The sequence below is a fragment of the Zhouia spongiae genome (assembly GCF_022760175.1).
Classification (GTDB): Bacteria; Bacteroidota; Bacteroidia; order Flavobacteriales; family Flavobacteriaceae; genus Zhouia; species Zhouia spongiae.
This window is the reverse complement of sequence record NZ_CP094326.1, coordinates 2,933,060-2,958,039: the sequence shown is the minus strand read 5'-3', so window position 1 is coordinate 2,958,039 and position 24,980 is coordinate 2,933,060. Positions and strand designations below refer to the sequence as shown.

Sequence of the window (24,980 nt, the reverse complement as noted above, 5' to 3'; positions counted from 1 at the left end):
CCTACCAGTTTGTAGAGCATTTGTATGAAAAAAAACATCATGAACTTTGTTATTTTTTATTCACTATCCAGGTATTAATGCTGTTGTATTTACCTTCAATTACAATTTTATATGTTTCGGATGAGTCTGCATCCATATCCAGGATGATATTTTCTTCTCCCGATTTTACCTTTCCTACAAACTTATAAACGTCTTCTCCTCCATGTTTAAAATTGTTTGAACTGCTAATCCATATTTTCAATTTTTCTTTAGGGTTGTACGTTTTCCATCTTAGTCGCACCTTATTATCATTTATCTTTTCGGCCCTGGCTTTTGCTACCGATATTTTTCCTGTAATTGAAGTCCCGTCAATTTCCCTGAGCTGTTTTTCAGCAGGTTTTAATTTTAGTTCATTTAACATAGCCGGCATAATGTCTACAACGCCGGGGATTTCCTCTTTAAAATAAGAATTCAAATGATTCGAATTCGTAACAATCCATGTTGAACGCTCTCTATCGCTTTGTCCTCCATGATGCTTTCCTGTACTTTCATCACGACCGTGATCCGTAGTTATAAAAATGGTCCAATTCTCATGAAAGTTTTCCTTTCGGTACTGGATTGATCTCCATAATCTACCTATCTGACCGTCCATGGTTTTAATAGCGTCATAAAACTGTTTACTATCACCGAATTTATGTCCCATATCATCCGTATATTCCAGGTACACCCATAATAAATCCGGGGCATGTTGTTTTATGTAATTTGCAGCGCCATTTGTTACATGTTCATCTATTTTATGAATAAACAACCTATCATCTCCATGCGGAAATTTTATGGTGTCATGTTCGAATCCGTCAAAATGATCGTCTAATGTTATGTTTCCGGTTTCCGGCTTTCCTTCTCCTATTAACTTTGTTCTATTATCAAGCCATGTAGAGAAAACAGCAGTCTTAAGGTCCGGCCTTAATTCTTCTGCAAAACGAAATATCGTCCAATAATTATAATTGGGCGCTTTAATGCTGTTTCCCCAGACATTGTGTTTATTTACCCATGTTCCGGTTAATAAGCTGTTATACCCCACAGCCGAAATAGTCGGGGTTTGCGAATAGTCGTCTTTTTTACCCCCAACATATGCCCTGGTATAACCTCCATCTTTAGAAATAGCATCGAGATTAGGGGTTTCTATTTTTTCAAGAACATCGGCTGAAATTCCATCGACTATTACGAATACTACTTTATCCTTATTATTCTGAGCTCTGGTCAAGCTTAAAACAAAACACAGAATGAGAGATGCAATTAATGGTGTTTTCATGTATTTATTTTTTATAGAATTGAAATGTTGTAACTATAAAACCATGATCTGAAGGATACATGATTTCCTGGCCATTTATCTCAAAAGGTTCATTAAAATGTTCTTTATAGGCTTCTGATCTGACCGCCTTTAGAGTGGTACCCTTATAAAAGATATAATCTATACGATGTTCATCTTTTTTATTTTTTGTATCCCATGTTATACCAGGGTATTTTAAAGGATCAGGATTCATTTCTCTATACGAGTCTATTAAGCCTATATCTTCGAGTACTTTGGTTGAATACCAGGGAACGATCAGATCATTATGGATCTTTCCGGTTTCTTTTCCCCAGTCTAAGTGGGAAGGGGTATTCATATCGCCTCCGATAATCAGGGGAATCAAATCAGCCTCAGCAGCGTATTTTTTAAAGCAGGGCAATACTTTCTGAATCATTTTATACTTTATTCCTGTCTTTTCCCAAGCTAAAAGTTCTTCCGTTGTTTTACCCATATTTTCCGGTTCGTCATGCCATGGCTCGTAGTGAAACCAATTAGAAAAGAAATTCACCGCCTGATTCTCAATAATGATTTCCCTTCCGCCAAGATAAAAAGGATGATCTGTGTCTATCCTTTTCCCGAAGGGAAACCTGCTGATAATGGATAAGTTGACATTTTTATCATCTGGGACTGTATCTTCAGGAGCTATCAGGTGAAAATTAAACCCTAATGCATCGGCTATAAACTTACCTGAACCATAGGTTTCTACCATTAAAATAACATCCGGATCAATCTCTTTTATAATTCGAACGGCTTTCTGAGGGCCATTTTCTATATCATTGGCACCGTGCAGTATATTCCAAGCCATTACCTTAAAGGTAAACGGCTTATCCTGAGCTACAGAATTGAAGTAGAAAAGAAGCAATAAAATATGATATCCTTTCCATTTCATCATTACCTGATTGTAAAAGTTCCCAGTACTCCTTTGTGGTCTGAGGGCCATTTATCTTTTGGCTCCAAGAACTTATCTTTAGAGGCATCATCATTTACTACCTGTCCTTTCACTATAGTTTCTGGCGGACCAACAATGAACACATCATCCAACATCAGTCTGTCATCATTCCTGTAATAAATAAAGTCTATACGATCCCTGTCATCAGCCTCCGGAGTCCAGATCATTTCAGATATTTCTACATCCTTATTATAAGCTTCCCACGTGAAACCGGGATGTGTAACCGGATCCGGATACTTTACACGATAAGCATCCAGATATCCTTGTTCCTGAAGTGTAACGCTATTATGCCATGGTACCACGGTTCCGTTATGATCATACATGTCTTTTGTAGCATTTGTCCAGTCTAAATGGGATGGCTCATTAAAATCTCCTGCCAAAAAAACAAGGTTCCCTTTTTTTGCTTCCTGTGAAGCATCCTCAACAAACAGGTTAATTGCTTCATCTCTTTGAGATGCTATATTTTGTTCTAATATTTTATTCACATCCAATACAGGCTCGGGTAATTTCTTCCATGTTATACCATCATATCCCCTTGGCAGGTAACAAGCATAATGAGTATAATCCAAATGAGCTGCATAAACAGCCATCCGTGTTTCATCATTAATGCTCACAATACATTTCGTTAGTGACGAAGAATTAATTTCAGGGGTCGATAATATTGGAAATTTAGATAATATGATGGGTGATTTGCCTGAATTAAAAGAATTGTATGCAACTCCTGTTTTTTTAAGTTCGGCAACCAGTTTTGTACTGAAAACTACATTGTCGTAATTGTTAATCTCGCATAACATTACTATATCCGCCTCCGATTGTAATATAACATCTATCAAGGCCTGAAACCCTCCTTCTACCCGGTTCGTTTCGTGCCAGGTATTCAACGAGAGTACCTTTAGCGACTCTTTTTGTATAGGTTCAGGCACTTCTTTGCTTTGTTCCTTATCCTTATCGGAATTGCATCCTACCAGCGTTACCAGACACATCAAAAAAATGCTTATCGATATTTTTTTTACCATTCTTTTCTGTTTTAAAAAGAAGGGAGTGTCTCTCCCTTCTTTGATCAACCAAATTTAAATAACTAACTATAAAAAAATACAGTTACTACAAGCGTATTCTATTATTGGAAGTATACCAGTATTCCCAGATTTCACCTTCTAGCCAATATACCTCAAATTCAATTAATATTTCTCCGGAACAGACATCATAGGTCCCTTCTCCAACCTGTCTGAACTGATATGTATATCCACTACTATCCGTACCTGCATCAAAGATACCGAATGTCGCCTCTCCCTTTGTAGCCCCTTCGGAAGCTGGTATGAGGGTAACGTCCAAAGTAGCATTTGAGAATGGAGCATATGCCATTAAGTCTCCTGTTAATGTTACCACATTCCCATTTAACACAGAACTTATAGTCGTTGTTCCTTTATCGTTCTGATTACTTAACGTTGCAGCATTAAACACATCAATCGTTCTCGTACATTCATCATCAGCAATCACTATTTTTAACGATGCGTTAGAAGGGTTTTCAATTCCCAATCCGGATTTAATATCCGGATTGCTTATGCTTTCGATATTTAAGCTAAAGCTACGTTCCGAATCACTACCAGAAGCATTATCTATGGTGCTTACAAATAAAGTATCTGAAATAAAACTACCAGGTTTGAATGTAATTGATTTCCCAGAAAGGCTATAGTCAACTCCCTCTTCAACATTATTGTTGATCGTTGCCAGATTGACTGTTATTGCTTCTTTAGGTTCGTAACCATATAACCTGAGTGTTACCGGAACAGATTCTATACTGGCAGCATTCTCGCTTACAGTTATTGTCTCACTCTGGAATGAAATAAATTCAAACACAGGATCATTTACAGTATCATCATCACTACAAGATTGTAATAATACACATACTATCGACAGCAGATATACTAATTTATTTTTTTTCATAACCGTATTTTTATTCTTCTTTTAGTAACCACATTACCCCATTAACATTATCACCCTCCGGATACTGCCTGTTAATAGCCTTTTCCAGATTTGAAAGATTATCATTGATCTCGCTTTGCGGATACATCCATCTCTTAGGAATCACACCATCATTAAGCACTCCTCCACCATCGGTCCTAAACTCCGGAAAACCTGTCCTGCGCTGGTTGTAAAAAGGTTCCCAGCCTGAATTCATAAAGGAAGCCATATACTTTTGGACCAGGATCATTTCGATTCCTTGCTGTGCCACATATTGTACCGAGCTTTGTTGTATATAAGCATCTATCTGAGGCTGGCTTATTTTGTAGAAAAGCATCGAGGCCTCAATACCCTTATAATAGTGTTGTTCCGCACTGGCCGTAATCCACCCACGGGCTGCAGCTTCGGCAAGTGTAAACTCTACCTCTGCATACCCAAGAGCTATTGAAGGCTCATTTTCAGGATCGTTATAGTACCTTTCGTCAATCGGTGAACCATTTCCATTAGCAAGTCTTTCTGTATTTTCACTTAACAAAACACTTCCGTCAAGTCCGCCATAAGCGTTAAAATCATCATTTTCCAAGTCTTTACCATTTACTTCCTTATCTGCTAAAAGAAACAGTCTTGGATCATTTTTAGATTTTAACAAGTTCACATACGACTCATCCAAATAGTAAGCTGTTTTAATACTATTGTTATTGAAGTATGGGTATTCGTTACCGTCTAGATTATGATATGTGAGAGACAGGTTATCTTCATTTGATGTAAAAACAGGAAACTGGGACGGATTGTTCACTATTTCCTGAAAACGGCTTACAATGCCCAATGTAGCATTACCTTCTTTTTTAGACAGTGAAATAAGGACTCTTAAACTCAAAGAATTGATGGCTTTTTTCCATTTTAAGATGTCCCCTTCATAAATCACATCTCCTTTTATCGCACCGTTATTTTCATTTAACAAAGCGTTAGCTGCCTTTAACTCGTCTAATATGCTCAGGTAAATATCTCCTTGTTTATCGTATGCAGGCGAATAATTTCCTTCAGCTCCCTGTAAAGCGTTAAAATATGGAACATCTCCAAAGGTATTAGTTAACTTTAAGAAGATATAAGCTCTGAAAAACTTCCCTAAAGCCAGGTAATTGGCATTTTCTGTTTTTTCAGCTTCTTCTTCCATCTTGATTACCTGCCGTAAGTTATTATAGGCACCAAATCCGGATCGTTGCCAGCTGTAGTACTGACTGCTTGACGAGCCATCTGTATACACCATTTGTCTACAGGCCAGCGCGGCCGATAATGTTACTTCTTGCAAGTTACTCACTTCTATTCCGGTTAATAATAAACCGGGGTCTCCTTCAGTCGTCCGGTTAGGGTCAGACTGGTATTCCTCAAAATCTTTACATCCGACCAAAATGGCGATTAAGATGATACCTAATATTGTATTAAAATTTTTCATCATTTTTATCATTGAATTGATTAAAAGGTTAGGTTAACGTTGAAACCTACATTTCTTGTAGATGGGGTCTGCAAGTTATCTGACCCCGGATCGGGATCTACATTTGGCAGATCAGACCATACGGCAAGGTTTCTTCCTATCAGCGATAAGGATGCTTTTTGAAAACCTATTCTATTCGCAAATGCATCCGGCACATTGTAAGTGAAAATAATTTCCCGGAGCTTTAAAAAGGTTTCGTCGTAGTAATGGTCTAGCAATGCATTACTGGTGTCTTTCATCCAGGAGATATAATTTACCTTAGTGGTGTTTGGTGCATAGACCCGGCTATCATTAATGATATTTCCCTCAATATCATATTCAACACCGCCTTCAACGACTACTACACCGGGACCTATATAAGTTGACTCACCGTTATTAGCGGCATCCCTGTGGTCATTTACGGTTCCCGGATGTGTTCCGCCCCACCACATTTTCTGATTCGTAGACGAATAAATCAATCCTCCTATTCTACCATCTAACGATGCACTTAAACTAAAGTTTTTATAACTGAATTTATTCTGCAATCCATATACCCAGTCCGGGTTATTATTCCCTCTGAATCTTCTATATGAATCCCATAACGGCATCCCGTTCGAACCATAAATCAATTGTCCTCCTGATGTTTTGAGGTATGGGGTATTAAAGATCTGATCTGTTCGTTCGCCAATTTTAATATCGCCGAGTTTGTCCGATCCATCATAAACTTCTTCTAATGTACGTGAACTATGACTCCAGTTCGTAACAACATCCCACGAAAAATTATCTGTTTTAACCGGGGTAGCCGTAAGAACCAGTTCTACACCTCTTGTTTTATATTTATTCCCGTTAATCAATCTGGAAGTATATGCCGATGTTGTAGAAACAGGAACCAACACTAAATTATCTGTATCTGTAATTGTATAATAAGCAACATCTAACCCTAAGCGGTTATTGAAGAAGCGTACATCCAGCCCATATTCATTCGTATCTGATTTTTCAGGTTTTAATGACGAATCATATAATAAACCGGGAAATGTCAGAATAGCATTATTATTCCAGCTTTGTCCTGTATCGTATGCTGACAAATGAGAGTAAGGACCAAAATCATATGAAGCAGGCAAGTTCAGTTCACCATCCCTCACGCTGGCCCATGAACTTCTCAGCTTTACAAACGGATCGCTTGCATCAAAATTCAAAAGATCAGATAGTACCACTGAAAATGACATGGACGGGTAGAAAAATGAATTATTGTTAACCGGCAATGTAGACACCCAGTCATTTCTTCCTGTAACATTAAGATACAGAGCGTTCAGCACTTCTAAATCTAAAGTTGCATACATACTATTTACCTGCTCTTCTCCATTCCAGTTAGAACCCTTTAATGGATTAATCGAATTGTCTATATTATAGAACCCGGGAATGGTTAAACCGTCTGTGTTAACATTCATGTTTCTCCAGCTTCTGTACCTGTTAGACACACCTGCAGTTGCAGAAATTGCAAAATCTTCCGATATATCTTTATTATAGCTTGCCAATAAATCGGTATTTATGCTAAACTGATTGTTGTTTCTTACGAAGTATTCCCCTCTGGAAACGTCTCCGTAACCAACAAAACTCTTGGGGCGTTTCCAGTCCCTGTTCACGTTTGATGAGTTGAATCCGGAACGCAGACTAAAATTCAGGTCGCCCGTAGCCTCATAGTTCAATTGTATTTGTCCGAAGCTATTGTCTTTGTAATATCCCTGAAGGGCCTCATAGGCAATAAAATAAGGGTTATTATACCAGGATTTGTTAAAGTGCCTTTGCTGAACCCCTTCCTGTTCTTCTTCCCAATAATTCCTCAAATCATTTACATCTACATCCGGCCCCGTCCATAATACCAGATTGTACAAGTAGTTAAACGGTCCATAACCCACCTCCGGAAAGTTCCTGGTATACTGCCTGTTATATGTAAGAGCAGCGTCAACCTTTAATTTATCGGTAATTTTGTATCCTCCGGACACATTAAAAGAAGCATTCTTTAAATCCGTATTAGGTACAATCCCTTTCTGATAAACATGCGAAGCAGAAACCCTGAAGTTTCCTTTGTCCGTACCACCACTTACAGCCAGGTTATTAGTAACGATCATTCCTGTCTGAAAAAAATTCTCTACATTGTTTTTACCTCTTGATAAAAAAGGGGTCGGGATTCGTTCACCTGTTACCGGATCTATCGGACTGTTAAACTGAACCGTCTCATAATACCCGCTTGGTGTGGCAGGATCTAACTGATCTAATTTAGGTCCCCAGATCCAACCGGAACCTTCTGTTCCCGATCCAGAACCATTAATATATTCATATACACCATTGTTTCCGTTTCCATAAGTGGACTGTACTTTCGGAATTCTTATAAAATCCGGCTGAAACATAACACTTACATTATAATCAATTGTGGCTTTTCCATCCTTCCCTCTCTTCGTAGTTATCATCAGTGCTCCTCCTCTACCGATAGAACCGTAGAGCGCAGATGCCGTAGCCCCCTTTAAAACACTTATTTCAGCAATATCATCCGCATTGATTTTCCATAGGTCACCATCCGTACTGGGAACACCGTCAATGACCACTAGTGGGCGTCTCCCCCTCAATGAAATTCCCGGGTCCTGAAACAGATCAGTACTGTTTCGGATTTCCAGACCGGCAACTTTCCCTGTTAAAGAGTTTACTACATTAGGCTCTCTGGCTTTCACCAAAGATTCACCTTCTACCTCCTGTACGGCATAGCCCAAAGCTTTGGTTTCTTTTCTGATTCCGAGGGCCGTTACCACAACTTCATCAAGCGCACTTGCCTCGACAAACAACTCTACATTTAAGGTTGACCGGCTCCCTACTTTAAGTTCAATAGTTTTAAAACCAACATACGAAATAACCAGTACAGTCTCTGATGAAGGTATACTGATAGTGAAGTTCCCATCAAAGTCAGTTACCTGACCCGATGTAGTTCCTTTAATCATTACTGTGGCACCCGGTAAAGGTTGTTTCATTTCACCGTCGACTACAGTACCTTTAATTACTCTTTCCTGAGCACAAACCATTTGGGTTAACACCAAAAGCAAGCTAAGCATTAGTAGTTTTCGAAAACATAGTCTGTTTGCAAAAAAACAACTCCTGGCTTTACTACTCACAAGATTAAACAAGTTTAAAGCTTTCATTTAATTACATTTAATTATTAATAAGGTTTCTGTTAATGGAAAGCTAAAGTATGAAAATATTTTGACTGACTGTTCAATCAATTTAAAATTTTCATCTTATTTTTGTTAACTAAATATTAAGTATGTTTGCATTATGGGTAGAAAAAGCTTAAAAAAAGAAAGACAAAAGGAGATCATTGAAGCCTTTTATAAAGTCGCTAAAAAAGAGGGATTGGAAAATACATCAGTTGCCAAAGTGGCAAAAGAGATCGATGTAAATAACAGTCTGATACTGCATTATTTTAACTCCAAAGACGAGCTGATCTTCGGACTTATTAATTATATTCTTGAAAATTATAAATCTTTATACAACCCCAATCATTCGGGAAACAGTCATACAAAGCTTATTAAAACAATAGATAATCTCTTTTCGAGAGAATGGAATGAATTAATAGACGATGGTGTGTTTTACAGCAGTTTTGCTTTGGTCTTTAGAAATAAAGCTATCAAGGAATCCTATAAAGGCATGCACCAATCATTGCGTTCGTACCTGGCTGCAATAATTAAAGAAGCACAAGCTGATGATATTGTGGCTATTGAGAATGCCGAAGAGACTGCTGAACTTATTTTCATTCTCGTGGAAGGGGCTTATTACTACCTTTCTTTATACGATGCTACTACAGAAGAATACGAAAAGAAAGTTAAGCGATACAAAGAAGCGGCATTTACAATGCTTAAAATAAAAGAAGAGGTCCGGTAATTACGACCTTTTCTTTTTCTGAACTATCATTGTTATTGCCGTAAGGCCTATTATCATCCACACCAAATTAGTGAAAAAATTGGGCCTGTCTTTCGTATCATAGGCGCAAATTACCAGGCATAATCCCCCTAAAACATTTAATACCTGATAAGGAATTTTATCCGCCCGTAATTTATCAAATGTTAATAGTATATAGGCAAGCAAATACACAAAAGAACCTATCCAGCCTACAATTTCATAAATATTCATCCAACTGCCTTTATTTGTTATTTTTGCTCACTTGTAACTATGCCTCCAAAAAGCTTTTCCTTCCAGTCTTTCCAATGGTACTTTTTCGCAAAAATGAATATCAACACCGGAAAAACCACAAATACGGGAAACAATACATCAAACCCCAAAACCGGATCTGATACATCTTTGAGTACGGAGTGGGTCTGAAATGCTGTCCAGTCCGCTGTAACTAAAAGCGCGGTAAATAAATTATTTGCAGCATGAAAACCCAAAGCAAGTTCCAGACCTTCATCCATCAAGGTAATGATTCCTAAAAAAAAACCGGTTCCTATGTAATACACCATAATTCCCATTCCCAGTTTACCTACTTCCGGGTTTCCCAGATGCATCAATCCAAACAAAACAGAGGTTATCAATAATGGTGCCCATCGATTTTTCACCATCAATCCTATCCCTTGCATCATATACCCTCTGAACATATACTCCTCGAAACTGGTTTGAAGTGGAATGAGGATAATACTGATAATACACAAAATTAAAAAGGGTATCAGGTTAAAATTGAAGACGTAGTTCTCAGGATTTAAGAAATAGTCGAGTCCTATCATAGAAGACGAAATCCCCCCCCAAAGTATAAAAGCAAATAAAATCCGTTTCCAATCTACTTTATTTCTGGAAGTTGTAAGAGAAGTTATTGATTGTTCATGAACCAGTTTCACCCAGCCCCAAACTACGAAAAGTCCTACAGCCAACGGAGCCAATAAAATAACCAATACAATATTAGAACCTAGTTTATCTATCATTTCCTGAAGCATAACATCTACACTTACCGGTGCATTAATAGTGCTTATGTAGTTAAAAACTATAAAACCTATGAAGCATACAGGCAAAATCCAATACTTCCATAGTCCAATATTCCCTTTGTAACCTTGTTCTATATACATTATTTTATAAATTAAATTTCCAGTTCAAACTTGTATTGTAATGTAGCCTCCCTCTTTTAACTTCCAGAGGAGAGTCAAAATTATTAGTATACAACGCTCCTGTACCCAACCCCTGCGGCATTTTGTTCCCCAAAGCATAGGTCCATTGAGCGATGGCATTAAGGCCTATATTACTCTCCAAAGCACTTGTTACCCACCAAGCTGTTTTTGCATTATCAGCAATATCGATCCATTCTTCACTTCCTCTGTAACCTCCAACCAGGCTTGGTTTAAGAATGATAAACTGGGGGCGGATTGTTTGTATTAATTTTCTCTTTTCTGTGGCATCAAAAACACCGATAAGCTCTTCGTCTAAGGCTATAGGTAATGGTGTTTGTTCACACAACATGGCCATTTTATCAGGCTGACCTTGCTTGATAGGTTGTTCTATTGAGTGTAATTCATATTGTGAAAGGCGTTTTAGCTTTTCAAGAGCTTCATCCGGTAAAAAAGCTCCATTGGCATCAACTCTCAATTCAATATCTCCAGCCGAAAATTCTTTTCTGACAGCCCTGAGAAGGTTGATTTCAGTATCAAAATCGATAGCCCCAATTTTCATTTTTATACACCTGAACCCCTGCTCTAACTTATCTTTTATTTGTTGTTTCATAAAAGATGCCTCTCCCATCCAGATCAGTCCGTTAATTTCAATTGGTACTTTCCCCAATGTAAAATCAGACGGGAATAATAAAAATTCATTATCGCTTTCTAATGACAAAAATGCCTGTTCTAAACCAAATTGTATAGAGGGGTAATGTTTTAAATGATCTGATAAAACTTCCCTGCCCAGATGAATATTATCGCAGGTCCATTTGAGTTTTTCTTCATAATCAGGCGTATCATCAATACTCAGTGAACGTAGTACCCCACATTCACCGATACCTCTTTTGCCATTTTTGCTTATGATTACAAACCAGGTTTCCTTTTTATTCAGAACACCTCTTGAGGTTCCACTGGGTCTCTTAAAATCTAAAATATACTTACGATAAGCGGCTGTCATAAATATGAAGGTTCTTTTTAAAGTTCAATACTTTCCCCTATCTCCAGTAACATAAGATCTTTATCATTATCAAAAAACTTACGTTTTGCTTCTTCATGATCAATCTCTATATAACCGAAAGTATCAAAATGGTACCCCATTACCTTATCGCATTCAACAAAATCAGAGGCTTTAATAGCTTCTTCAATCCCCATGGTAAAGTTATCTCCTATGGGTAATATAGCCAGGTCAAGCTTTGTAAACATAGGAATGAGTTTCATTTCCATCGACAAAGACGTGTCTCCTGCTATATAGATGTTTTTATGCTCGCTCTCTATCACAAACCCCCCAGGCTGCCCTCCATAACTTCCGTCAGGAAAAGACGAAGTGTGTATGGCCGGAACATATTTCACCTTACCAAACTCAAAATCCCATGATCCTCCGTGATTCATCGGATGATGGTCAAAACCTTTGTTTCCATAGTATGAAGCAATTTCAAAATTGGATACTATAACGGCGTTGGTTCTTTTAGCTATAGTCTCAACATCTAAAATATGATCCTGATGCGCATGAGTCAACAAAATATAATCGGCCGGAATTTTATCTATATCTATATGAGGTGCTTTTTCATTACCACTTATAAAAGGATCTACCAATACATTGATATCGGCAATGGTAATACCTATACATGCGTGTCCGTAAAATGTTATTTTCATCGGTTTTTATTATTAGTTTTATAAACATAGGAATTACTCGCCATAAAATCATTTCCCAGGCAAATTCCAAACTTTGATAAGAGCTTGTTTTTATCTGTATCTTATTCGTCTATTCTTTACTCGATCATCGAGATTTAAATGCTCCGACGCTTGCCCTTATGAAATAGTCCTGACGGAATTTCACTGGACTTGCCCTTGTGAAATGTTCCTAAAGGAATTTTACAGGGCTTGTGTCTAAATGTTTTGCCATGCGCCAGCTGGCTCCATCGCTAAAAAGGTCTACCAGACCTTTTCTTTACGCTTGGCCCTCCCGTGGGCTTACCCCGAGGTAGTTTACTTTCTGAATTTACAAAATTTGTCCCAAGGCAAACAGTATTGAAAACAAAAAAGTACTTAAAGCGAGTTTTTTTAACTCAGGATCGAGCTTTTGCGGCTCGCGGTTTTTATAGATTGTAATGATATGTTTTATTATCGGAAAAAAAGCAATTAAAAACAATAGGTTTAACGGACTTCTGTATGCTATAACCAGATAAACCAAACTAAAAAGCATGGCGGCACTTAAAAGATAATAATGGTAATATTTTGCAAATTCAGCGCCAATTTTCACTACCAATGTATTCTTTCCCGTTAACATATCAGTTTGTCTATCGCGCATATTATTAAGGTTGAGTACTCCTACACTAAGCAAGCCAACACTTAAAGCCGGAAAAAGAACGGATAGACTCAGGGATTTCGTATATAAGAAATAAGACCCTACAACACTTACCAAACCAAAGAAGATAAACACAAAGACATCTCCAAAACCGGAATAACCATAAGCAGATTTCCCGACAGTATATTTGATAGCCGCTACAATACATGATATTCCCAACAGAAAAAACACAAGTGACAATATAAAATTCTCACTGCCGAACGAAACATAAATAAGGACTGATGCTATGATAAAGGTTATAACTGCTGTTAATATTACAGCTTTTTTCATATCGTTTGCAGAAATAACCCCGCTGGCTACCAATCGTTGCTCACCTACCCTGTTTTTATCTGTTCCTTTAACTCCATCTCCATAATCATTTGCAAAATTAGACAATACCTGAAATCCAATGGTGGTAAGCAAGGCCAACCCGAAAATCATCCAATTAAAAGTGTTCTGAGAGGCTGCCAGTCCGCTACCAACAATGATTCCTGATAAAGATAATGGAAGTGTACGCAAACGTGCTGCTGCTATATAAGCTTTCGCTTTACTTGACATATCTGAAATTTAAATATTAACAATAAAGTATGATCATTAAGGTATCCACTTCTTGTTAAAATTAGGTTTCCGTTTTTCTAAAAATGCATTCCGCCCTTCTATAGCTTCATCGGTCATGTACGCCAGACGGGTTGCCTCTCCTGCAAAAACCTGCTGTCCGACCATACCATCATCGGTAAGGTTCATCGCAAACTTCAACATTTTTATAGAAATAGGGGACTTTGCTAAAATTTCCTGGGCCCATTGATATGCTGTTTGCTCAAGCTCTTCATGAGGAATGACAGCATTTACCATTCCCATTTCATATGCTTCCTGAGCCGAGTAGTTCCTCCCTAAAAAGAATATCTCCCTGGCTTTTTTCTGCCCTACCATTTTTGCCAGGTAAGCAGAACCATAGCCCCCATCAAAACTGGTTACATCGGCATCTGTTTGCTTAAATATAGCATGTTCCTTACTTGCCAGGGTTAAATCACATACGACATGCAGGCTATGCCCCCCACCAACAGCCCAACCCGGAACAACAGCAATAACGGCTTTAGGCATAAAACGGATTAAACGCTGAACTTCTAAAATATTAAGTCTGTGATATCCATCATCACCTACATACCCTTGATGCCCCCTGGCTTTTTGGTCTCCACCGCTACAGAACGACCAAACACCATCTTTGGTTGAAGGCCCTTCTGCCGATAACAATACCACGCCAATACCCGTATCTTCATTAGCATCATAAAACGCTTTGTACAGCTCTGCCGTTGTTTTCGGTCTAAAAGCATTTCTCACATTCGGCCTGTTAAATGCTATTCGCGCAACACCGTCACACTTCTTATAGGTTATATCTTCATAACCTTCTATTATTTTCCAATCAGGTGAACCCATATGTTGTAATTTTATTTCTTGATTATACTATTTTTTCAAATAAATACCATCATCCTTAATAAGGATCAGCTTTTGTTTGTATAGAGATCCGACAGCTTTTTTAAAGCTCTTTTTACTCATTCCCAGCATTTCTCTTACCAGGTCGGCATCACTTTTATCGTGTAGGCCGAGAAATCCGTTGTTCCGCTCAAGTTCATGTAATATTCTTTCGGCAGTCGGCTCAATGTTTTTATACCCTATCTGTTGTAGTGAAACATCTATTTTATTGTCTTCTCTAACCTTTTTGATCACTCCTTTTAAGCGATCTCCAAGATGAAGTTCGGTAAAAATTTCATTTTCATAAACCAAGCCCTTATGCTTTTGATTGATAATAACCTCTGCCCCCATTTCTGTATGTCTGGAAACTATCAGATCGACTTCATCAAACCGGTTTACGGTTAGTTCTTCGTTTGAAATAAAATTGTTTGTTTTACTCGATGCTACCAACCTGTCTGTCTCATCATCCATGTAGAGGTATACAAGGTACCATTTTCCGGTCTCCATCTTTCTGGCCTGCTCACGATAAGGCACGAAAAGGTGTTTTTCCAATCCCCAGTCAAGGAAAGCACCGATTTCATTCACCTCTACCGCCTGCAATAAACCAAAATCATTTAAAGTAATTTTTGGTGTTAAACTGGAGGCAACAGGTCTTTCATCATGGTCCAAATAACAAAATACGGTTAGCTTATTTCCCAGTTCATACGTTTCCGGAACATATTTATTTGGTAACAAGATATCATTTCCTTCCTCATCACCTAAAAACAGACCAACGGATGTTAGCCTTAGTATCTCAAGCGTATTGTATTCTCCTATCTTAATCATCATATTATTTATATAGAGATGGCTACTATTTTAAAAACTCAAAATACCCCAATAAAACTTCATCGTTAAGCTGCCTTGGAGTAAATATTTCTAACAGCTTAGGCTTCTTGCTCTCTTCAAAAAATCTTTTTAGCCCCTTTTTAGCTTCATCCTCATCTTCAGCCTTAAGGTATTCGAAACCAAACATATTACATAGATGATCTGCTGTTAATGTATGTTTTGTTTCAAAATACGTATCGAAATTATCCGTATTCTTATGCCCGGGAAGTATTCTGAATATACCTCCTCCTGAATTATTAATTACAATAATACGAAAAGAGCTTTTAATGTAATTATTCCACAGTGCATTACTATCGTAAAAGAAACTTAAATCACCTGTAATCAGCAATGTGGATTTCGCTTCCGGTAGTGCAGCACCGATAGCAGTCGACGTACTCCCGTCAATTCCACTGGTTCCCCTGTTACAAAACACTTTCAGTGTCGGGTTTAGTTCATACAGCTGGGCATATCTAATTGTTGAACTATTACTTAGTTGTAATTGATAGTTATCCGGAACCGAATTAAAAATATGATCAAAGACTTTAAAATCAGTAAACGGAATTTGATTTAAATATGCTCTATGCTTTTCTCGTCTTTTATTCTGAATATCAAGCCAGTATTTTTGATAATCACCGGTTACTTGTATTGCCTGAGGTAAAAATAACTTTAAGAGATCATTAGGCGACACCTGAAAATGCTTATTTAAACAAAAAAATGTATCATAAGCCTTTTTCTGATCGATATGCCAGTGATGCTTTGGTTGATATTTTCGCAGAAAAGCCTTTATTTTCTTTGAAACTATTAACCCTCCAAATGTGATTAAAACATCAGGTTGCAGTTTTGAAAAAAGCTCATCACTTCCGGATGTTTTTTCAATAGGGGCTATGATTTTGTCTATCCCGGGGAAGAATTTTTCGTGATATAGATTTGATGTGGTCTCCGTAAAAACCACTACTGATTCATCTTCAGCCAGGATATCTAAAACTTCCTGATCTATTTGCTCCGGAAAATTAACACCTACCAGAATCATTTTTCGTTTTGACGAATTCCATATATCCAGATATGGCCTAAGATCTTCTGAATTTAATTCAGGGCTCACTGCTTTCCCTGATCTTACACCTATTTCTACAAGCGGTTTATCTACCATCTGATATAAAGGTTCTTCAAAAGGTACGTTTATATGCACCGGTCCTTTTTTTTGAGATGCCAGGTCGATGGCCTTGTTGATTTCAAATTCATTAAAATGCTGTACTCCTTTTTGAAGATTATCAACACTTAACTCCTTTAATATTGATGGGGTATTCTTTCCGTCCTCGGTGATTTTTACAAACTCCTTACGTATATCTAATTTTAGATTGGCACTATACAGAATATGATTTTCGAAAACGTTCTTCTGCCTGATGGTCTGTCCATCTCCGATATCAATAGCATGATCCGGTCTGTCTGCGGAAATAACCAGCAGCGGAATGTCGCTATAAAACGCTTCGGATATAGCAGGATAGTAATTAAGCAAGGCCGATCCGGAAGTACAAACAACTGCCGTCGGCATTCTTAGCTGCTGTGCTATCCCCATAGCAAAAAAAGCAGCACATCTTTCATCTACAATACTATATGTCTTAAAAAAAGTATCTTCAGAGAAACCAATTGTCAACGGAGCATTTCTGCTTCCGGGGGATATTATTATATGTTGGATATTTTTCTGTTTACAAAGCTGCACTATAGTTTGTGCTGCCGGTATGTTAGAATATTTCATTTAATTATGAAGTCACTTTTACCGCGTAAAAATACTCAATATAGACAGGATAAACGAAGGATTTTATACTTATTTAAGCAATCTCATCATCGTTAGACTTTTATTCAATGTCTCTTCCCATTCCGCTTCCGGATCAGAATCTTTTGTTACGCCCCCTCCTACATAAACGATTGCTTTATTTCCGTTTAGCTCCATACAACGCAGGTTTACATATAGTGATGTTCCTTCTTTCTTGTCGTTAATGTAACCTAGAAACCCTGTGTAATATGTTCTTTCGTATTGTTCGTGTTTAACAATAAACTCTTTTGCCAACACCTTCGGATATCCGCAAACTGCGGGTGTAGGATGTAAAGCTTCTATCAGGTTTCTTAATGTACAACCTTTTTTAAACACACCTGAAATCTCTGTTTTTAAATGCAGTAAATTTCCGGCTCTGACGGTTTCCACCTCCGACACATTTAAAGTAGCACAAATAAAAGAAAGGTTTTCGGCTATATAGTCTGTAACAATTTGTTGCTCTGTCGCTTCTTTTTCTCCCCATGAAACGTCTAAAGTACCCTTAAACCTTTGTGTTCCCGCCAGAGACATTGTCTGAAAATGTGAGTTATGGACCAATACCAGGGTTTCAGGACTTGCTCCCATCCACATTCCGACTTGCGGATGGTACCACCAATAGGCAAATGCATTCTTGTAGGTATTTAAGAGTGTCTTATATATCGATAAATACGAAGAATGGTCTATCATTACCCCTTGAGACCTCGACAACACGACTTTGTTCAGCTTCCCTTTATGAATAGCCGTAATCCCTTCAGTAACCAGTTTTACATGATCTTCTTTTCCCGGAATATCCATATCGCTTTCGGGATGGAGGTCATGCTCTTTTTCACAGGTATTCACATAATCCGACCTCAGATACGTTTCCGGCTTCAAAATAACTGTTTTACTCAGATCATTAAAAGGAGCAAAAACAAATCCCTCTTCCTCAAACGACGAAGTATAGTTCAACTTGTTATCCGATTGCCCGATAAAATGTAATGTTTCCCCGTGCGGTTTCCGAAATACAACAAAAGGGAGTTGCTTTTTTTGCCGAATGAATATTTCATCAAAAATTTCCTGATTACTGACCATATTTACCCGATAACCGAGATTTATCCCGATAACTATCGGGAGCTCCGACACTTGCTCCAGTGAAATGTCTGAAAGAATTTCATAGGACTAGCGTCGAAATGTTTTTTAGGTTTTTCTTTTAATGTTTTGTGTGCTTGCTCCGAGCTGATTTATTTTTTGGGTAGAGCTATCGTTGTAAGCTTAACTACTGAAATTAAATTTTCTTTTTCATCTCTTAAATGAATATTCCATAGTTGAGTTGTCCTTCCCCGATGCAATACAGAAGCTCTGGCATATACATATCCTTCTTTAACGCTCTTAACATGGTTCGCTGAGATTTCGATTCCCCTGATATAAAAATCCTTTGAGTTTAAAAACACCATTGAAGCGGCACTTCCTACACTTTCGGCCAAAGCTACCATAGCCCCGCCATGTAAAACACCATCCGGTTGGTGTACCCGTGAATTTACAGGCATCCTCGCTACCAAAAAATCATCGCCTACATCTGTATATTCGATTTCTAAAGTTTCCATCAATGTATTGGCACAAATGGCATTACATCTTACAAGTATTTCTTCTTTATTCAAATTCATTTACCGGCATATTTCTTTGTTACTACAAATATCTGCATCATCATTAAATTTTCATCTGTTTTATCAGATTATTTCTCCTGCAAGATGATTCTTGGCTCCAAAAGCCAATAGCATTTCTATTTTTTGTATCTTTAGCTTTCACTTTCCAAATGATTATTAGTCTGAATACAGGAGTATTTACTCGATTATCGAGATTTATCCCGTATAGAGCTATCGGGGACTCCGGCGCTTATCCCTGTGAAATGTTTCTGAAAGAATTTCACGGGACTTGCATCGAAATGTTTTAGGTTTTCCTTTTAATGTTTCGTGAGCTTGCTCCGAGCTGGTTTACTTCCCTACAGACGAGCCCCGTCTATATATTGCATCTGTTTGCGTATCTAAAAACAGTAGAATAGACTTTATGGAAAATGATTTTGAAGCATATTACAAATACTTTAATTCGCTACGGGAGAACCCGCTACTCCATACTGTTGACGATAACGAACTTAATAAATTACTGCATCTGGGGGCAATCGAAAAGTGGCCGAAGAAAACATGTATTTTAGACCCGGAAAGAACACTTTATAAATTTCATATTATAATTTCCGGAAGGCTTAAAACTTACAAAACCAACAGTATCAACAGCAGGCATATTACATTGTTTTTATTATTCCCCGGAGCCATGTTTGATATTCTTTCTCTTTATGACAGCGGAAAACACGATATTTATTATGAAACTTTGGACGATCTGGAAGTTTTGTGTATTCCTGTTGCAAGAATGAAAGCATGGCTTGGCAACAATCCCTCATTGCATGACAAATTAATAAAACACCTTACCAAACAGGTTAAAAATCTTGAAAACTACTTACTGGCTGTCAACCTGGAAAGCACTTTTACCCGTTTAGCCAAATTACTATTAAGACATTCTAACAGAAAATCGCAGTTGATCGAGGAAATCAATGACCTGTCGCATAATGAGCTGGCGGCAATGATCGGTACTACAAGAGCCGTCATAAATCGACACCTGCAACGACTTAAAGAAGAAGGTATTATTAAAATAAACCGTAAACATATTACCATAAACAATATAGATGCCCTCATCGGGATTGCTCAAAATCACACTTAGTTTTTTTAGGTTTTATTATGAATATCGGATCCATATCTAAAACTTTTCATAAAATAAATGACTATGCTACCTAGGTAGCATAAAATCAGCCGGCATCTTTGTAACTTTAAAATATATAAGCATTGTACTAATGATCATCAGTATTTAAAATTGCTATTCCCTCCTCTAGCTTAACATTATTTGTTTAACCATTAAAACATTACTAATATGAAAAGGATGTTGGTGGCTGTATTTGCTATGGCCGTTATAAACGTTGGGTACTCTCAGGTAGAGGAAGTTGAACTGGAAAGTGTTACCGTATCGGCAACACCTATAAACACTACTTACTTAAAAGATGTTTTAGACAATAATGCTCCGGAAATTGTAAAAGACATGCAACACCGTGTTGCCAGTTATGATATCACCGAGTCCGATCTGTTTAGTGAAGATTCTGATATGTATAAAGTTTTCTTTGAATATACAAACAGCTGGATTGTTGCAACTTTTAATAATGAAGGAAAGATTTTGCGTTCTTATGAAAAGTTTAAAGACGTACTACTCCCTCCTGCCATAAGAAATGCAGTATATAAAAAATATCCCGGATGGACACTGCACAAAGACATATATCTTGTTTCTTACTATGCTGATAAGGATACGAAAAAGAAATACCGGATTCAAATCCGCAAAAACGACGAGAAGAAAAACTTAAAAGTAGACACCTTCGGAAATATTATTTAATCAATCAAAAGAACAAAAAAAGGTCGCTCTGTTAAAAGCGACCTTTTTGCAATATACTTCTGTATATATTATTTAACTTCTTCAAAATCTACATCCTGAACATCATCCGATTCTTTCGAACCTGATTCAGCTTCGCCAGAAGCATTCTGTTGAGCACTTCCGTCGGTTTGTTGTGCCTCAGCCTGAGCCTTGTACAGTTCTTCTGATGCATTTTTCCAGGCTTCATTGATTTTATCTAAAGCAGGCTGGATAGTCGCTATATCTTTAGTCTCATAAGCTTTTTTCAATTCTTCCAAAGCATCTTCAATAGGTTTTTTCTTATCGTCAGAAAGCTTATCTCCAAACTCTTTTAATTGCTTGTCAGTCTGAAAGATCATAGCATCTGCTTCGTTTAGCTTATCTACCTTTTCCTTAGCCTCTTTATCTGCTTCAGCATTTGCTTCTGCCTCACGCTTCATTTTCTCGATCTCTTCTTCTGTTAGTCCGGACGAAGCCTCGATTCTGATATCTTGAGTTTTCCCTGTGGCTTTATCCTGAGCTGTTACATGAATGATTCCGTTTGCATCAATATCAAATGTTACTTCAATCTGAGGAACCCCTCTTGGTGCCGGCGGAATACCATCTAAATGGAAACGACCGATTGTTTTATTATCCGTTGCCATCGGGCGTTCTCCCTGCAACACGTGAATTTCTACTGATGGCTGGTTATCTGCCGCCGTTGAAAACACCTGAGATTTTTTAGTAGGGATTGTGGTATTGGCATCGATCAGTTTCGTCAATACTCCCCCCATAGTTTCAATCCCTAAAGAAAGAGGAGTAACATCTAACAACAATACATCTTTTACATCTCCTGTCAATACACCTCCCTGAATAGCAGCTCCAACAGCAACTACTTCATCCGGATTAACTCCTTTAGAAGGCTTCTTACCAAAGAAATCTTCAACAGCTTTTTGTACGGCTGGTATCCGTGTAGAACCACCTACTAATATTACTTCATCAATATCGTTTTTCGAAAGCCCTGCATTTTTAAGAGCAGACTCACACGGTTTGATCGTTCTTTTAACAATATCGTCTATTAATTGCTCGAACTTAGCTCTTGTTAAAGTCTTAACCAGGTGTTTAGGCCCTGTTGCAGTTGCTGTAATATAAGGCAAATTGATCTCTGTTTGAGAAGAAGAGGATAACTCTATCTTGGCTTTTTCCGCTGCTTCTTTTAAACGCTGTAATGCCATAGGATCCTGACGGAGATCCATGTTTTCTTCCGCTTTAAACTCTTCTGCTAACCAGTTAATGATCTTTTCATCAACATCATCACCTCCTAAGTGGGTATCACCATCTGTAGACAATACTTCAAATACTCCGTCTCCCAACTCAAGAATCGATACATCGTGTGTACCACCTCCAAAGTCAAACACTACGATTTTTTGATCTGTCATTTTCTTATCAAGACCATAAGCCAATGCTGCAGCTGTAGGCTCATTGATAATACGACGAACCTTTAAACCTGCAATCTCCCCGGCCTCTTTCGTAGCCTGACGCTGTGAATCGTTAAAATAAGCCGGAACTGTAATCACAGCTTCGCTTACGTCCTGCCCCAGATAATCCTCTGCCGTTTTCTTCATTTTCTGAAGGATCATTGCAGAAAGTTCCTGAGGTGTATATAAACGGCCGTCAATATCTACTCTTGGCGTATTATCGCCATTAACGACCTTGTAAGGTACCCGCTCAACTTCTTTTTTACATTCATCAAATTTATTCCCCATAAAACGCTTAATCGAATAAATGGTTTTATGCGGGTTTGTTACTGCCTGACGTTTTGCAGGATCACCAACCTTTATTTCGCCTCCTTCTACAAAAGCAATCACAGATGGTGTTGTTCTCTTCCCTTCTGCGTTTGGTATAACTACAGGTTCATTACCTTCCATCACCGAAACACAAGAGTTGGTTGTTCCTAAGTCAATTCCAATAATTTTACTCATGTTTTTATATTTTCTAAATTGTGTTGAAAATTCGTTTAATCTTTCGGTCTGAATATGTCAATGACTATGCCATTAAACAAAATATGACAAGCTGTCATAAACGTTTTTTTGTGCCTGAAATTTATTCATTGAAAAAATTGATCATAAAGTATTCGGCAGGCTTATCGAAACTTGTGTAACAAAATGTATATTTGCCAAATTCTAAAACGATTTCGTACATGGAGTGTATTAGTGTTTTCGATATGCTTAAAATAGGTGTCGGTCCTTCCAGTTCACACACCTTAGGTCCGTGGAGGGCCGCCGAACGATGGATTGATGAACTTAAAGACGAAAACACTTTTAACAAAGTAGTTTCCATTAAAGCTCATGTGTATGGCTCATTATCCCTAACAGGCAAAGGGCACGCCACCGATCTTGCCATTATGCTCGGGCTTTCGGGTGCAGATCCCGAATATGTTCCGGTTGAAAATATCGGCACTATCATTAAGAGCATAAAAGACACTCAGAATATTAGTTTTGGAGGGGAGATCAATATCTCGTTCGATCCGCAAACCGATATAGTCTTTCACAGGAATTTTCTACCGTTTCATGCTAACGGACTTACTTTTGAAGCCCGTTTGGAAGATGGCTCTACCAGCACTGAAACCTTCTACTCTATCGGGGGTGGTTTTGTGGTAAAGGAAGAACGCACACATGCCAAAGAGAATAAAGAAACTTTTAAAACATTCCCTTTCCCGATACAGAAAGGAGAGGAACTTTTAGCTTATTGCCGGCAGGAAAATAAAAGAATTTCTGAAATCGTTCTTAAAAACGAGAAATCGTTGCGGTCGGATGAGGAAATCGATAAAGAATTACACAGAGTATGGAACACCATGCTCGAATGTATATATATCGGTTGTCATACCGAAGGTGTTTTGCCCGGAGGCCTGAATGTCAGAAGAAGAGCTTATGACATGCACCAAAAACTGAAAGGACAAACTGAATATAATAATCCTATTGAATGGATCTACGCCATAAGGGATACAGAAGTCAAATTTCGTCAAATTATCAAATGGGTAAGTTGTTTTGCCCTTGCTGTTAATGAGGTAAATGCCTCATTAGGGCGTGTAGTTACCGCTCCGACCAACGGAAGTGCCGGAGTAATTCCTGCTGTACTTATGTACTATATGGTTATCGAAAATCACGATGCCAATTTTGACGATATAAAACAATTCTTACTCGTGGCCGGAGAGGTCGGCAGCATTTTCAAAAAAGGCGCTACCATCTCTGCTGCAATGGGAGGCTGCCAGGCTGAAATCGGAGTGTCCTCTGCCATGGCCGCAGCAGGATTGACAGAACTTATGGGCGGAACCCCGGAACAGGTACTGATTGCCGCCGAAATTGCTATGGAGCATCATTTGGGACTTACCTGTGATCCCATCGGAGGCCTGGTTCAGGTACCTTGTATAGAAAGAAATGCCATGGGAGCTATTAAAGCCATTAATGCTGCCGAACTGGCTATGGATACAGACCCTAAAAACGTAAAGGTCCCATTAGACAAAGTGGTGAATACCATGTGGGAAACTGCCAAAGACATGAACTCAAAATACAAGGAAACATCCGAAGGCGGACTTGCTGTGGGCGTAAACCTAAGTGATTGTTAGTCATTTCCCCTTATTTACATCCTACCCTCCTCCTGGTATCAACGATATAAATTATTTTCCAGGTATCATTTTGTTTGACAAGCTGAAATGAATTTACCCCGCAATGACTGAATTTTTTATTGAACCAAAATTCGTACGGTGTCCATGCATGGGCCATGTCTCCATCGATTTTAATATCATAGCCCAATAATTCTTCTTTAAACTCTTTATTGCCGGGAATAGACACTACAGATTTTAAAAAATCAGAAAAAGTCCCGGTTTTTACCACTGTATTTCCTTCCTTATCACTACCAATGGTTTGCATAACAGGAGTATATACCGTTTCCTTTATCAATAAAGAATCCTGCTGGTGAAATCCGGCAAAGAATTTATCGATCGTCTCTTTAACTGCTACTTCATCTGTTGCACGTTGTCCAAAAACCATTTGGGTCAAAAACAATAATATCAAAAGTATAAAGCGTAACATAAGTTTTGTTTTTCTTAAAGGTAATCACGATACAGGATTTAACGGTT

Annotated in this window: 22 protein-coding genes; 4 read left to right on the top strand and 18 right to left on the bottom strand. The window is 38.1% G+C overall.

The features are described from left to right. Window positions 1–49 precede the first annotated feature (49 nt). From MQE36_RS12810 to MQE36_RS12785, 6 genes are all read right to left on the bottom strand, one after another. The gene (locus tag MQE36_RS12810; RefSeq protein WP_242936374.1) at window positions 50–1,291 is read right to left on the bottom strand and encodes an alkaline phosphatase family protein; all 1,242 of its coding nucleotides are present in this window, start codon (window positions 1,289–1,291) and stop codon (window positions 50–52) included. A gap of 4 nt (window positions 1,292–1,295) precedes the next feature. Then, complete coding sequence (locus tag MQE36_RS12805) at window positions 1,296–2,222, bottom strand: endonuclease/exonuclease/phosphatase family protein (protein ID WP_242936373.1); 927 nt, start codon at window positions 2,220–2,222, stop codon at window positions 1,296–1,298. Then, a complete protein-coding gene (locus tag MQE36_RS12800; RefSeq protein ID WP_242936372.1) occupies window positions 2,222–3,295 on the bottom strand; it encodes an endonuclease/exonuclease/phosphatase family protein in 1,074 nt (357 codons plus the stop codon). Before MQE36_RS12800 ends, MQE36_RS12805 begins: the two co-directional genes overlap by 1 nt. An 85-nt stretch (window positions 3,296–3,380) precedes the next feature. Beyond that, window positions 3,381–4,223, bottom strand: a complete 843-nt coding sequence (locus MQE36_RS12795; RefSeq protein ID WP_242936371.1) for a Calx-beta domain-containing protein — start codon at window positions 4,221–4,223, stop codon at window positions 3,381–3,383. A 10-nt stretch (window positions 4,224–4,233) separates the two neighbouring features. Further along, complete coding sequence (locus tag MQE36_RS12790) at window positions 4,234–5,697, bottom strand: SusD/RagB family nutrient-binding outer membrane lipoprotein (RefSeq protein WP_242936370.1); 1,464 nt, start codon at window positions 5,695–5,697, stop codon at window positions 4,234–4,236. Between the two features lie 17 nt (window positions 5,698–5,714). Next, window positions 5,715–8,813 carry a SusC/RagA family TonB-linked outer membrane protein gene (locus MQE36_RS12785; RefSeq protein ID WP_242936369.1) on the bottom strand — a complete coding sequence of 1,033 codons (3,099 nt, stop codon included), beginning with the start codon at window positions 8,811–8,813 and terminating at the stop codon, window positions 5,715–5,717. Window positions 8,814–9,033: 220 nt separating this feature from the next. Between MQE36_RS12785 and MQE36_RS12780 the strand changes: the two genes are divergently transcribed. Then, window positions 9,034–9,639: a TetR family transcriptional regulator gene (locus MQE36_RS12780; RefSeq protein WP_242936368.1), complete on the top strand. Its 606-nt coding sequence runs from the start codon at window positions 9,034–9,036 to the stop codon at window positions 9,637–9,639. Here the strand turns inward: MQE36_RS12780 and MQE36_RS12775 are convergent, their stop codons facing one another. From MQE36_RS12775 to MQE36_RS12730, 10 genes are all read right to left on the bottom strand, one after another. Next, window positions 9,640–9,888, bottom strand: a complete 249-nt coding sequence (locus tag MQE36_RS12775; RefSeq protein WP_242936367.1) for a CBU_0592 family membrane protein — start codon at window positions 9,886–9,888, stop codon at window positions 9,640–9,642. A 17-nt stretch (window positions 9,889–9,905) separates the two neighbouring features. Then, entirely contained in the window at window positions 9,906–10,811 is a 906-nt protein-coding gene (locus tag MQE36_RS12770; RefSeq protein ID WP_242936366.1) for a CPBP family intramembrane glutamic endopeptidase, read from the bottom strand. A gap of 4 nt (window positions 10,812–10,815) precedes the next feature. Continuing rightward, on the bottom strand, window positions 10,816–11,850 hold the full coding sequence (locus MQE36_RS12765) for an o-succinylbenzoate synthase (RefSeq protein ID WP_242936365.1): 1,035 nt from the start codon (window positions 11,848–11,850) through the stop codon (window positions 10,816–10,818). Window positions 11,851–11,867: 17 nt separating this feature from the next. Next, the gene (locus MQE36_RS12760; RefSeq protein ID WP_242936364.1) at window positions 11,868–12,545 is read right to left on the bottom strand and encodes a metal-dependent hydrolase; all 678 of its coding nucleotides are present in this window, start codon (window positions 12,543–12,545) and stop codon (window positions 11,868–11,870) included. 346 nt (window positions 12,546–12,891) lie between these two features. Then, a complete protein-coding gene (gene menA / locus MQE36_RS12755; protein ID WP_242936363.1) occupies window positions 12,892–13,794 on the bottom strand; it encodes a 1,4-dihydroxy-2-naphthoate octaprenyltransferase in 903 nt (300 codons plus the stop codon). Window positions 13,795–13,830: 36 nt separating this feature from the next. Then, window positions 13,831–14,670: a 1,4-dihydroxy-2-naphthoyl-CoA synthase gene (locus tag MQE36_RS12750; RefSeq protein WP_242936362.1), complete on the bottom strand. Its 840-nt coding sequence runs from the start codon at window positions 14,668–14,670 to the stop codon at window positions 13,831–13,833. A gap of 27 nt (window positions 14,671–14,697) precedes the next feature. Next, the gene (locus MQE36_RS12745) at window positions 14,698–15,531 is read right to left on the bottom strand and encodes a CvfB family protein (protein ID WP_242938848.1); all 834 of its coding nucleotides are present in this window, start codon (window positions 15,529–15,531) and stop codon (window positions 14,698–14,700) included. Window positions 15,532–15,556: 25 nt separating this feature from the next. Continuing rightward, window positions 15,557–17,323 carry a 2-succinyl-5-enolpyruvyl-6-hydroxy-3-cyclohexene-1-carboxylic-acid synthase gene (gene menD / locus MQE36_RS12740; protein ID WP_242936361.1) on the bottom strand — a complete coding sequence of 589 codons (1,767 nt, stop codon included), beginning with the start codon at window positions 17,321–17,323 and terminating at the stop codon, window positions 15,557–15,559. Window positions 17,324–17,392: 69 nt separating this feature from the next. Continuing rightward, the gene (locus MQE36_RS12735) at window positions 17,393–18,451 is read right to left on the bottom strand and encodes a chorismate-binding protein (RefSeq protein ID WP_242936360.1); all 1,059 of its coding nucleotides are present in this window, start codon (window positions 18,449–18,451) and stop codon (window positions 17,393–17,395) included. Between the two features lie 149 nt (window positions 18,452–18,600). Next, entirely contained in the window at window positions 18,601–19,023 is a 423-nt protein-coding gene (locus MQE36_RS12730; RefSeq protein WP_242936359.1) for a PaaI family thioesterase, read from the bottom strand. A gap of 400 nt (window positions 19,024–19,423) precedes the next feature. Between MQE36_RS12730 and MQE36_RS12725 the strand changes: the two genes are divergently transcribed. After that, entirely contained in the window at window positions 19,424–20,128 is a 705-nt protein-coding gene (locus MQE36_RS12725; RefSeq protein WP_242936358.1) for a Crp/Fnr family transcriptional regulator, read from the top strand. Window positions 20,129–20,335: 207 nt separating this feature from the next. Continuing rightward, complete coding sequence (locus MQE36_RS12720; RefSeq protein ID WP_242936357.1) at window positions 20,336–20,845, top strand: hypothetical protein; 510 nt, start codon at window positions 20,336–20,338, stop codon at window positions 20,843–20,845. Between the two features lie 68 nt (window positions 20,846–20,913). Here the strand turns inward: MQE36_RS12720 and dnaK are convergent, their stop codons facing one another. Then, window positions 20,914–22,824 (bottom strand): molecular chaperone DnaK, encoded by a 1,911-nt coding sequence (gene dnaK / locus MQE36_RS12715; RefSeq protein WP_242936356.1) that lies wholly within the window; start codon window positions 22,822–22,824, stop codon window positions 20,914–20,916. A 218-nt stretch (window positions 22,825–23,042) separates the two neighbouring features. Between dnaK and MQE36_RS12710 the strand changes: the two genes are divergently transcribed. Then, complete coding sequence (locus MQE36_RS12710) at window positions 23,043–24,467, top strand: L-serine ammonia-lyase (protein WP_242936355.1); 1,425 nt, start codon at window positions 23,043–23,045, stop codon at window positions 24,465–24,467. A gap of 10 nt (window positions 24,468–24,477) precedes the next feature. Here MQE36_RS12710 and MQE36_RS12705 read toward each other — a convergent pair whose 3' ends face one another. Then, on the bottom strand, window positions 24,478–24,933 hold the full coding sequence (locus MQE36_RS12705) for a nuclear transport factor 2 family protein (protein ID WP_242936354.1): 456 nt from the start codon (window positions 24,931–24,933) through the stop codon (window positions 24,478–24,480). Window positions 24,934–24,980: the final 47 nt, after the last annotated feature.